Genomic DNA, 11,735 nt, shown 5'->3' on the forward strand with positions numbered 1-11,735 from the left:
ACGACCGAGGTAGGCGGCCAGATGATGGGTATGACAGGCTCAAAGCCGCACCCGGAGTCCCGAACGCCGTCTCAGGCTGACTCCGGATAATTGGCCGCACACTCGCGCAGTGCGGATCGACAAAGCCGATTGATACATTATGCCCCTTATTGTGCGGAGATTGGCTTCACAAGCGAAGAAGATCGTGGCGCTGGGAGGCTTTCCGTTCGCTGTAACGGTCGACGAGATAGGCAGTGCGATCGCGCAGCAACCAGGTGAATCGGAGCAGTTCCTCCATGACGTCGACCACACGGTCGTAATACGGAGAGGGCAGCATCCGGCCGGACTCGTCGAATTGTTCGTAGGCCTTCGCGACACTCGACTGATTGGGGATGGTGACCATCCGCATCCAGCGTCCGAGCAGGCGGAGTGTGTTGACGGCGTTAAAGCTCTGCGATCCTCCCGAGACCTGCATCACGGCGAGGACGCGACCCTGGGTCGGGCGGACAGCGCCGAGTTCCAGCGGGATCCAGTCGATCTGGTTTTTCATCACCCCGGTAATCGCGCCGTGCATTTCCGGGCTGCACCAGACCTGGGCCTCGGACCAGACCGACAGGTTGCGCAGTTCCTGCACCTTGGGATGGTCGGGTGGAACAGTGTTGGTCACGGGCAGGTCACGCGGGTCGAAAATGCGGGTTTCTGCCCCCATGAAATCGAGCAGGCGGGCGGCTTCCTCAATCAGCAGGCGGGAATAGGATCGGGTGCGCAGCGAGCCGTAAAGCAGCAGGACTCGGGGCTTATGAATGGCGCGCACCGCAGGTTCGAGGTGCGCGAAATCGGGCGGATTGAGGAGATCGGGCAGCAAGGCGGGCAGATCATCCATGGGTACTTGATCCCACGATCGGCAACCACAGGGCGAGCGCTGTGAGAGTGGCGATCAGGACAGGCGGGGTGATGAGCAGGCCGATCTTCATGTATTTTCCCCATGTGATGGTGGTCCCCTTTTGCGCGAGCACATGAAGCCATAGCAGGGTGGCAAGGCTGCCGATCGGGGTGAATTTCGGGCCAAGGTCGCAGCCGATGATATTCGCGTAAATCATGGCCTCGCGAATAGGCGGGGCGACGTGTGGCAGATGGTTGATGGCCAATGCGCCGACCAGCACGCTCGGCATGTTGTTCATGATCGATGACAACAGGGCAGCCAGAATGCCGGTACCGAACGAGGCTGTCCATATGCCATGCGCTGCGAACAACCGGAGCGCCCGGGCGATGTCGTTGGTGAGCCCGGCATTGCGCAGGCCATACACCACCAGATACATTCCGAGGCTGAAGATCACGACCTGCCAGGGCGCACCGCGCAGGACCCGGTGGATATCGATGACTGGAGCACTACGAGTGCCCAGGCGCCCGGCGATAGCCAACAGTGCGACGGCGCCGATGATCGTGACAAAGGAAACCGGCACACCGAACGGTGCCGTAATAAAATATGCAGCCAACAACAGTAGTAGAACCGGCCAGGCGGCCCGGAACACCAGCGGATCGCGGATGGCGGATGCAGGGACATCGAGTGCTGCAACGACATAGGTTCGGTCCGCAGTACGGTGGTACATCGTGCCTAGAACCGCGAGGGTCACGATCACCGACACAACATCAATCGGGACCATCACCGTCGCGTAGCGGGTGAAGCCGATTTTGAAAAAATTGGCGCTGACGATGTTGACCAGATTAGAGATCACCAGAGGCAGGCTGGTGGTATCGGCGACGAAGCCGGTTGCGATGATGAAGGCGAGCGCGGCGGCGGGTGGGAATTCGAGACTGACCAGGATCGCCATCACGATCGGGGTGAGCAGCAGGGCGGCGCCGTCATTGGCAAACACGGCGGCAATGGCCGCACCGAGCAGGACGATCAGCGGCAGCAGAATGCGACCGCGTCCGCGACCCCAGCGGGCGACATGAAGTGCTGCCCACCGGAACAACCCGGCTTCATCAAGCAGGAGCGAAATGATGATCAGGGCGACAAAAGTGAAGGACGCGTTCCAGACGATGTGCCATACGGTGGGAATATTACGCCAGTGGACGACGCCGAGTGCAAGATCGACGAACGCGCCAGCCATGGCGCTCCAGCCGATGCCGAGGCCGCGTGGTTGCCAGATGACGAATATCAGGGTGGCGATGAAGAGCGCGAGAGCGAGCATGGGACCTTGGCGATAATCGTTTCCCTGGAAGAAAGACCCGAAGAATGTCCGGTCGTTCAGGACAGGAGGGATTTAACCGTCTCCGAGGGGCGGCAGAGTTTAACCACGGTCGGCGTGACCACGATGGGTCGGTTGATCAGAATGGGGTGGGCCATCATGGCGTCGAGCAACGCGTCGTCGGTCAGGGACAGGTCATTAAGCCTTAGTTCGGCATAGGGCGTATCCTTCTCACGCAGCAGGGCGCGGACCGGGATACCCATACGGGCGATCAGTTCGATCAGTTCGGCGCGGGTGGGCGGGGTTTTCAAATATTCGATGATCGTGGGCTCGATGCCCGCTTCCCGGATAAAGCCAAGCACGTTGCGCGAGGTGCCGCAGGCAGGATTGTGGTAAATGGCGACATTCATGCGGATCGAGGGATCACAGTGATCGTTGATGCGGGACGCGCGGGATTGCAGACTGGCGTACAGGACGCCTCGTCCTGACCGCAGCAATTCCGGACCAGAAAGCCAATCAACGCGTTCATGGCGGCGAAATCAGCGGCGTAGATGATCTGACGGCTTGCGCGGCGCTGGGTGACGATGCCAGCTCGCAACAGGGATTGGACATGAAACGTCAACGAAGAGGGGGCGACACCTATCCGCGCGGCGATGTCTCCCGCCGCCATCCCAGGCGGGCCGGCCTCGACCAGCAAGCGGTACGCGGCCAGACGATGCTGGTGGGCAAGGGCGGCCAGCGCGGTGACCATCCAAGTCGCGTCGGCGGATGAATGATCTGCCAATGAATTCGATAATTCCATAAACAATGAATTATCGAATTCTGCCAGATTGGTCAATTGGTCAGGAAAAACCAACCACTTGATGAGGCACGTAGGGTGCCTCAAGGCGAACGATCTCGTCCTCGCTCAGCTTGATTTTCACCGCAGCGACGGCGTCATTCAGATGCTCGATTTTGGTGGCTCCGATGATCGGCGATGTGATGCCCGGTTTGCCCAGGACCCAGGCCAGGGCAATCTGAGCGCGCGACAAGCCGCGCCCACCCGCCACGGCTGCGACCGCTTCGACGACCTTGCGATCGGCGTCCTGGGTGCCGGCGTAGAGGGTTTTGCCGAATTCGTCGGTTTCGGAGCGCGCGCTACTGGTATCCCAGTCGCGGGTAAGGCGACCGCGAGCCAACGGACTCCACGGGATCACGCCGATGCCTTCGGCGCGGCAGAGTGGCAACATCTCCCGTTCTTCCTCGCGATAGAGCAAATTGACGTAATTCTGCATGCTGACGAAACGAGTCCAGCCGTGGCGTTCGGCGATTGCCAATGCCTGGGCAAATTGCCAAGCGTACATCGAGGATGCACCGATATAGCGGGCCTTGCCGGCTTTCACGACATCATGCAGCGCTTCGAGAGTTTCCTCGATCGGGGTGCGATAATCCCAGCGGTGGATCTGGTAGAGATCGACATGATCGGTGCCGAGGCGGCGCAGGCTGTTATCGATTTCGGCCATGATCGCGCGGCGCGACAGCCCGGCACCATTGGGCCCCTTGTGCATCCGGCCATTCACCTTGGTCGCGATCACCACATCGTGACGGCTTGTGAAATCCTTCAGAGCACGCCCGACGATTTCCTCGCTGGTGCCATCGGAATAAACGTTGGCAGTGTCGAAGAAGTTAATACCGGCTTCGAGCGCCGCCTTGATGAAGGGGCGACTGGTGGCTTCGTCGAGCGTCCAGGCGTGCGGGCCGCGATCGGGAACACCATAACTCATGCAACCCAGGCAGATCCGTGAGACATCAAGGCCGGTGTGGCCCAGTTTGACGTATTCCATACGTGATTGATCCTTTGCACGATGCTTTCACCCATATGAGCATGGGTGGTCCGCGATCCACCCCTTGTCGGAGCGTCGGGCTTCACGGACATGAGGGACTTGAACCAGCAATATGAGGACAGCACGATGCAATACCGCAACCTCGGCCGCTCAGGACTGAAGGTGTCACCGCTTTGCCTCGGTACGATGATGTTCGGCGGCGCGACCGATGAGGCGACAGCGCGGCGGATCATTGATCGGGCCGCTGACCAGGGCATCAATTTTATTGACACCGCAAACGTCTATAATAGCGGCCGCTCCGAAGAAATCACCGGTCGCGCAATCGCGTCAAACCGGAGCCAGTGGGTACTGGCGACGAAATTCGCCAATGCGGTCGGCCCGGGACCCAACGATCGCGGCCTGTCCCGGGTACACGCATTCCGGGCTGTGCACGACAGCCTTAGGCGTCTCAAGACCGAGACGATCGATATCCTCTATATTCATCGTGAAGATCCGGCGACACCTCTCGCTGAGACTATCGGCGCCATTGCAGATCTGATCAGGACCGGTGCGATCCGTCATTTCGGAGTGTCCAATGTCAGAGCGTGGCGGATCGCCGAGATCTGCCGCCTATGCGACGATATCGGTATTGCGCGCCCGGTGGTCAGCCAACCCTATTACAACGCATTGAACCGGATGCCCGAAGTCGAGATCCTGCCTGCTTGCGCCCATTTCGGCATCGGGGTGGCCCCGTATAGTCCACTGGCGCGCGGCGTGTTGACCGGCAAATATGCCCCCAACGCGGCGCCTGCTGCAGACAGCCGCGCGGGGAGGGGCGACAAGCGCATCATGGAAACCGAATTTCGCAGGGAAAGTCTCGACATCGCGCAAACCATCGTAACGCATGCCGCTGAACGCGGCATCACGCCCGGACAGTTTGCGATCGCCTGGGTGCTCAACAACCGCCTGATTACCGCACCCATCGCTGGTCCCCGCACGGAAGCGCAGTGGGACGACTACCAGGGCGGATTGACCTATCGTTTCACCGCCGAAGACGAAGCGCTGGTCGACCGTCTGGTTCCGCCGGGTCACCCTTCAACTCCAGGCTACACCGACCCGGCTTATCCACTCGAAGGACGCGTCGTCACCTGATCATACGACAGCGAGATCGGGCGGATACGCGTGCCGAGCAACGACAACCTTGTTTCTGCCGCTGCGTTTGGCGGCGTAAAGCGCCTTGTCCGCCGCGTTGACCAGTTGATCGATGCCTTCGAACGACCGGTCGCTCGCGACCACCCCGATGCTGACGGTCACGATGTCGATCGCATCGTCCCGATGCCGATGCGCTATTGCTGCGGCAGCGATAGCGCCGCACAATCTCGCGGCAACGGATTCAGCCTCCGTCTCGGTCGCATTCTGCAATGACACCGCGAATTCCTCGCCCCCGTAGCGCGAGACCAGATCGCCCTCGTGGCGGAGATTATCACGCAGCACGCGGGCGACTTGCTGAAGGCAGCGATCTCCTGCCTGGTGCCCGTAATTGTCGTTGAACGCTTTGAAAAAATCGACGTCGATCATCATCACGGAAAGTGGCTGGCGTAGATCGCGGCATGTCGCCAGCGCAGCCGCCGACTGGCTTGCGAACTGACGCCGGTTGGGTATCTCGGTAAGGTGATCGATATTCGACATCCTCGACAGCTTGAGTTCGGATCGAAATGATTGAACGAGTTGCTGGTTGATCTCAGCGATCAGTTCAAAGAGCCCATAGAGCAAAGCCGGTATCAGCAGCAGCAGAAAACTATAGGCATCGTCATTGGCAAACAGTGCACCGGCCATGATCGGTACCAGGCTCGTGAGCAACTGAAGCTTGGCAATTCGCGGTGCTCCGGCATTGCGGGCTGCCACGCCACCCGCCGAAGCGACCGTGGTTACAAGCACCATGGTATACAGTACCGGGTCCCCGGAGAGAGCGAGACAGTCGAAGCACAGGATGCCCCAGCATAGTGACGAGGCGATGGCGAGAATTCCGAAACCGACCGTCAATCGGTCGAGCCCGCGTCCATCAGGTTTGACCAGTTGCCGCTGAAACTGCCTGATCAGAGTTGCCCGGGCGACAACGAAGCCGAACCCGAGACCACCGCACCAAAGCGGCAGAATTGCACCGCTTCGCTCGAAGCTGAACACGCCACACCCGAACCCGGCAACGCCGACCAGCAGGACGTTGGCGATCCGCCCAAAGAGGGCGTTGATGAGTGACTCCCGCACCTCGATCGGATGATTGCGCTCATCCATGCTTGTCAGCACGTTCATCATCAACCTGATCAGATTGCCAGCTACCCATTGTCGTAGGATCATCGACCGTTTCATTGCTTCGGCAACCTGCAGCCCCCCACGCACCGCGCTCTTGCGATCGTACAGATCATTCCGGTTCATGATTCGATGCCATTCCGGTATTATGCCTCCAACAAATTATGGAAGAGTTAATTCTCATCCGCAGTCGCGCCCGGTCTCGGCCGCGCCTGCCGCGAGTTATCCACCCTTTTCTCCCGACTCAGAGGATCACGGGTCTGTCTTGATCGCCCGGGGATGGGTAATATGGGCATGATGAATGCCATTGATCCCCCGCTGTTCGGCCTGTCCCAACGCCAGCCCCCGGCCAATCTCGAGGCCGAGCAGGCCTTGCTTGGAGCCCTACTTGCCAACAACAAGGCTTATGAGCGGGTCTCGGAGTTCCTCGCTCCCGAGCATTTCGCCGACGCCGTGCATGGGCGGATTTTCGAGGCGATCGCCCGGCGCATCGAAGCCGGGCAACTGGCCGATCCGGTGACGCTGCGCTCGACCTTCGAACATTCCGGCCTGCTGGATGAAGTCGGCGGTCCCGCCTATCTCGCGCAGCTACTATCGGCCATGGTCGGCATCATCAATGCCGGGGATTACGGTCGGACGATCTATGATGCCTGGATCAGGCGCCAGCTGATCGATCTCGGCGAAGTGACCGTCAACCGCGCCTTCGGGGCCGAACCCGAACTCGACGGTTCATCGCAGATCGAGGCGGCGGAGCAGGCGCTGTTCGATCTGGCAACTCGCGGCGGCGCCGAAGGCAGCGCGATGAGCTTCGAGACCGCACTCACCATGGCAATCGATACGGCAGCCAAGGCGTTCGAGCGCGACGGCAAGGTGTCGGGACTGACCACCGGACTGACCGACCTCGACAACAAAACCGGCGGCCTCCACCCCTCCGATTTGCTGATTCTCGCCGGACGCCCCGGCATGGGCAAGACCGCTCTGGCGACCAAGATTGCCTACGGTGCGGCCCAGGCTCTCCTGAATGAGGCACGGGTGGATAATGCCAACGCCGAGGCCAAGCAGGCAGTGGTGATTTTTTCGCTCGAAATGAGCGCCGAGCAACTCGCGACCCGCTTGCTCGCCGAAGAAGCGCGGGTTTCCTCGGATCGTATCCGGCGGGGCGAGATCGGCCAGAAGGATTTCGACAATTTTGTCGCCGTGTCACGGCGGATTTCGCGCCTGCCGCTGGTGATCGACGATACCCCGGCAATCACCCTTTCCGCCATGAGGACGCGCTGCCGTCGACTCAAGCGCACACGCGGGCTTGCGCTCATCGTGGTCGATTACCTCCAGTTGATGCGACCCGCCGCCGGGACCAAACCGGACAACCGGGTGCTGGAAATCAGCCAGATCACCCAGGGTCTCAAGGCGATCGCCAAGGAACTGGTCGTACCGGTGCTGGCCCTGTCGCAGCTGTCGCGCGCCGTCGAATCCCGCGAGGACAAGCGGCCTCAACTGTCCGACCTTCGGGAGTCGGGCACGATCGAGCAGGATGCTGATGCGGTGATGTTCGTTTATCGCGACGAATACTATCTGCAGATGCGCATGCCCAAGCCGACCGACATGAAGGACGCCGATTTCCAGACGGCGTTGGATGACTGGCAACGCAAGATGGAACTGGTTCACAACAAGGCGGAATTGCTGCTTGCCAAGCAGCGACATGGGCCCACCGGGACGATCCAGTTATTTTTTGAAGCCGAATTTACTCGATTTGCCGATCTGGACACCCAACATGAATAATCTCGGATCGGGAAAAAGGACTCCACCCTATGGCGACAATGATCGGCAACAACGCTTGCGCAGGTTTTTCAGAGGCTGACCGCCTTCTGGTCGATCAGGCGGCCGCCCGCTTCGTCGCCTCGCGCGGTCTGTTCACCCGCGCGCTCAACCGGGTGGGTCGTACCGCAGGCAGTGCGGTCGAGCGGGCGATCAACTGGATTGCGCCGAATGGTCGGCGCGCGGTCGAGGAATATGCCTCTGAAGCCATGTGGTCGCTGCTCAGCGCGTCGCGTTTCGGGCTGGCGGGCAAGCATGTGGGTGTCGCGCCCGAACAGCGTTACCGAAATGCGGTTGCGGTGAGCGGGGCGCTGTCCGGGTTATCGGGGGGCGTGTTGGGACTTGCCGACATTCCCTTCACGATGACGATGATGTTCCGCTCGATTGCCGAAATCGCCCGCAGCCATGGCGAGGATCTCGATGATTTCGAAACCCGCCGCGCCTGCCTCGAAGTGTTCGGTTTCGGCACCATCCGTGATGAAAACGAGGATATCGAGGCGAGCTACTGGGCGGTGCGCGGCGCCATGACCCATGCACCGATCTCGATTTTTCTGCGAACCGTGGCCTCGCGGTTTTCGGTCGTGATGTCCGATCAGGTGCTGGCCTCGATGGTTCCGGTCGTCGGCGCGGTGGCCGGTGCGGGAGTGAACTACCTGTTCATGGGCTATTTTCAGACGATGGCGCAGGTTCATTTCACGCTTCGGTCGCTCGAACGGAAATATGGCGATGCCGAGGCCGTGCGCGCCTGTTTCGATCGACATGTCGAGGAATACCGGCAGCGAAAACATCTGTTTCGTAATGCCGCCTGAGCCTGCCTGACCGGATGTTTGCGCCGACTCTTACGATCGATGTCGGTGCGGTGATCGCGAACTGGTCGCGTCTCGCCGCACGCCACGCCGGCGAGACCGCCGCCGTATTGAAGGCGGATGCCTACGGTCTTGGTGCGGCCCTGATTGGACCCGCTCTTGCACAAGCCGGATGCCGACGATTTTTCGTCGCGACCGCAGATGAAGGCGCTGCACTCCGTAGCGTGCTGCCAACCGCATGGATCGCGGTGCTGAACGGATGTCCGCCGGGTGCCGAACGCGATTTCGCCGGCCATAGCCTGATCCCCGCTTTGAACTCCCTGGCCGACGCAATCCGGTGGAGTGATGCCGCGCATAAATCGGACAGGCGGTTTCCGGCTCTGCTTCACGTGGACACCGGGATGAACCGCCTCGGAGTCGACAGCGCCGATCTCGCCCGGCTTGTTACCGAACCGGAGCGTATTGGAGGCGCTTCCCTGCAATACGTCATGAGTCACCTCATTTCGGCGGAACGCCCCGAAGCTGCCGAAACAGAAATCCAGGCCAAACGCTTCGCAGCAGTGGCTGCTTCGTTTCCAGGACTCAGAACGAGTTTTGCGAACTCTGCGGGGCTGTTTCTCGGCCCGGATTTCGCCTCCGATCTCGCACGTCCGGGGATCGCGCTGTACGGTGGTAATCCGACACCGGGCTCGGCCAATCCGATGCGTCCCGTCGTCCATCTCGCAGCTCCGATCGTGCAGGTTCGGGCCATCGAGGCCGGAGAGACGGTCGGCTATGATGCGAGCTGGCAGGCAATGCGCCCCTCCCGGATCGCCACTATCGCAGTCGGTTACGCCGACGGCATGCCCCGGGCCTTGGCCGGCCGCCTTGTTGCACAGCATCAGGGCCGCGGCATTCGGTCCGTCGGCCGGATCTCGATGGATCTGATGACATTCGATGTCACCGATTATCCGGATATCTTGGTGGGCGACGCTATCGAGTTGATCGGCCCCAACCACGGAATCGACGACATCGCGACCGAAGCCGGCACGATCGGCTACGAGATTCTGACCAGCCTGGGGCGCCGCTATCGGCGCGTCGCAAAATCGGTATAATCAACACATGAACCTCGTGCTCGATCCGGTGGCCACGCTCGGCCGATTTGTCCTTTCCATCATCACTCTGCTTGGCGAACTGGCGATATTCACTGTCGCGGCGCTGGCAGGTTTATTTCGCCCGCCATTCTATTTGCGTAATTTCGGGCGGGCCTTGATGGAGATCGGTTTTTTCAGCCTGCCCGTGGTGGCCCTGACCGCTGTGTTCACGGGTATGGTACTGGCACTGCAGAGCTATGTCGGGTTCTCCCGGTTCGACAGTTCGAGTGTAATCGCAAGCGTCGTCGTCTTGTCGCTTACGCGGGAACTCGGACCGGTTTTGGCCGGGTTGATGGTTGCCGGCCGCGCCGGTTCCGCCATGGCAGCCGAACTGGGGACCATGCGCGTCACCGACCAGATCGATGCGCTCTCGACGCTTTCGACCGATCCGATGCGCTACCTTGTGACACCACGACTCCTCGCCGGCGTGATCGCGCTGCCGTTGCTGGTTGTCGTCGCCGATATTCTGGGGGTGGCAGGCGGCTTTCTGGTATCAACGGTACGGCTCGGCTTCGACCCGACCGCGTATCTACAGGATACGTTGAGCTATCTTAAAGCGGCGGACGTGGTTTCGGGATTGATCAAATCAGCCGTGTTCGGCTTCATCATCGCGTTGATGGGATGTTTCCATGGCTATCGCTCACGCGGCGGTGCGCAAGGCGTCGGCGGCGCAACCACTGCCGCCGTGGTCTCCGCTTCCATCATGATCCTTGCTTTCGATTATGTCTTGACCCAGGCCTTCTTCACCCCCTGAGCATAATCATCATCGACGGCGATCAACCCATCTTTATGGCGCTCATGCGACGATCGCGTCGGCGCGCACCGGACATCAAACTGGAGGCGTCAGTCGCGCCATGAGCCAATCCCCCGCAAATCAACCAAAAATTCGCATCCGCGGCCTGAAAAAGGCATTCGGTGCCAAACGCGTGCTCGACGGCATCGACCTCGATGTAATGCCGGGGACCGGCATGGTTATCATCGGCGGGTCCGGCACGGGAAAATCCGTGCTTCTGAAATGCATTCTGGGCATGATCCGGCCGGATGCGGGTGAAATCCTGATCGACGGCGAAGACGTCTTGAAGGCAAAGCCGGCGCGTGCCCGGGTATTGCGTGATCAGATCGGCATGTTGTTTCAGAACGGCGCCTTGTTCGATAGTCGCACGGTATGGGAGAACGTTGCGTTCGGGCTTCTGGCCCGGGGCAAGGTGACCCGTTCGGAAGCGCGTACTGTCGCGGCACGAGTGCTCTCACAAGTCGGGCTCGATGCGAGTGTGGGCGATCTTTCCCCCGCCGAACTCTCGGGCGGCATGCAGAAGCGGGTTGCCCTCGCCCGTGCGATCGCAGCCGAACCCTCGATCATGTTTTTCGACGAACCGACCACCGGTCTCGACCCGATCATGGGCGCGGTGATCGACGGCCTGATCGTCGATTGCGTCAAGCGCCTTGGATCCACCTCGATTGCAATCACCCATGACATGGCGAGCGCGGCTCGGATTGGCGATCGGATCGCCATGCTGCTCGACGGTAAATTGATCTGGCAAGGCGATGCCGCGTCGGTGATGAACAGCGGCAACCCCATGGTCGACCAATTCGTTCACGGCCGTAGTGAGGGGCCGATAAAGATGGCGTTGCGAAAGTGATGATACGGGGCGAAACCTATCGACGCGTTGATCCGTGACCAAAAAAAACCCGGGACGATGT

11 protein-coding genes and 1 pseudogene are annotated in these 11,735 nt (G+C 60.6%); 6 read left to right on the forward strand and 6 right to left on the reverse strand.

The genetic code is table 11. The features are described 5' to 3' along the window. Positions 1–166: 166 nt before the first annotated feature. From arsH to SIL87_RS14615, 5 genes and pseudogenes are all read right to left on the reverse strand, one after another. Entirely contained in the window at positions 167–862 is a 696-nt protein-coding gene (gene arsH, locus SIL87_RS14595) for an arsenical resistance protein ArsH (protein WP_319614861.1), read from the reverse strand. Further along, a complete protein-coding gene (locus tag SIL87_RS14600) occupies positions 855–2,174 on the reverse strand; it encodes an arsenic transporter (RefSeq protein WP_319614862.1) in 1,320 nt (439 codons plus the stop codon). The genes arsH and SIL87_RS14600 overlap by 8 nt, the downstream gene beginning before the upstream one ends. A gap of 62 nt (positions 2,175–2,236) precedes the next feature. Further along, a pseudogene (gene arsC / locus SIL87_RS14605) lies at positions 2,237–2,581 on the reverse strand (arsenate reductase (glutaredoxin)); the annotation flags it as partial. Further along, the gene (locus SIL87_RS14610; protein ID WP_319614863.1) at positions 2,578–2,922 is read right to left on the reverse strand and encodes an ArsR/SmtB family transcription factor; all 345 of its coding nucleotides are present in this window, start codon (positions 2,920–2,922) and stop codon (positions 2,578–2,580) included. The pseudogene arsC and the gene SIL87_RS14610, both read right to left, overlap by 4 nt. Before the next feature lie 91 nt (positions 2,923–3,013). Next, the gene (locus tag SIL87_RS14615; protein ID WP_319614864.1) at positions 3,014–3,994 is read right to left on the reverse strand and encodes an aldo/keto reductase; all 981 of its coding nucleotides are present in this window, start codon (positions 3,992–3,994) and stop codon (positions 3,014–3,016) included. A 99-nt stretch (positions 3,995–4,093) separates the two neighbouring features. On the opposite strand from SIL87_RS14615, the gene SIL87_RS14620 reads away from it, so the two are divergent. Continuing rightward, positions 4,094–5,125 carry an aldo/keto reductase gene (locus SIL87_RS14620; protein WP_319614865.1) on the forward strand — a complete coding sequence of 344 codons (1,032 nt, stop codon included), beginning with the start codon at positions 4,094–4,096 and terminating at the stop codon, positions 5,123–5,125. Here the strand turns inward: SIL87_RS14620 and SIL87_RS14625 are convergent, their stop codons facing one another. Continuing rightward, positions 5,126–6,406 carry a GGDEF domain-containing protein gene (locus SIL87_RS14625; protein WP_319614866.1) on the reverse strand — a complete coding sequence of 427 codons (1,281 nt, stop codon included), beginning with the start codon at positions 6,404–6,406 and terminating at the stop codon, positions 5,126–5,128. 171 nt (positions 6,407–6,577) lie between these two features. Between SIL87_RS14625 and SIL87_RS14630 the strand changes: the two genes are divergently transcribed. From SIL87_RS14630 to SIL87_RS14650, 5 genes are all read left to right on the forward strand, one after another. Beyond that, positions 6,578–8,059: a replicative DNA helicase gene (locus tag SIL87_RS14630; RefSeq protein WP_319615991.1), complete on the forward strand. Its 1,482-nt coding sequence runs from the start codon at positions 6,578–6,580 to the stop codon at positions 8,057–8,059. Between the two features lie 29 nt (positions 8,060–8,088). Then, positions 8,089–8,904, forward strand: a complete 816-nt coding sequence (locus SIL87_RS14635) for an EcsC family protein (RefSeq protein ID WP_319614867.1) — start codon at positions 8,089–8,091, stop codon at positions 8,902–8,904. Between the two features lie 14 nt (positions 8,905–8,918). Beyond that, positions 8,919–9,995: an alanine racemase gene (gene alr / locus SIL87_RS14640; protein ID WP_319614868.1), complete on the forward strand. Its 1,077-nt coding sequence runs from the start codon at positions 8,919–8,921 to the stop codon at positions 9,993–9,995. 7 nt (positions 9,996–10,002) lie between these two features. Then, positions 10,003–10,788: an MlaE family ABC transporter permease gene (locus SIL87_RS14645; protein ID WP_319614869.1), complete on the forward strand. Its 786-nt coding sequence runs from the start codon at positions 10,003–10,005 to the stop codon at positions 10,786–10,788. A 100-nt stretch (positions 10,789–10,888) separates the two neighbouring features. Next, positions 10,889–11,674 carry an ABC transporter ATP-binding protein gene (locus tag SIL87_RS14650; RefSeq protein WP_319614870.1) on the forward strand — a complete coding sequence of 262 codons (786 nt, stop codon included), beginning with the start codon at positions 10,889–10,891 and terminating at the stop codon, positions 11,672–11,674. Positions 11,675–11,735: the final 61 nt, after the last annotated feature.

It is taken from the genome of Acidiphilium acidophilum, from assembly GCF_033842475.1.
GTDB lineage: Bacteria > Pseudomonadota > Alphaproteobacteria > Acetobacterales > Acetobacteraceae > Acidiphilium > Acidiphilium acidophilum.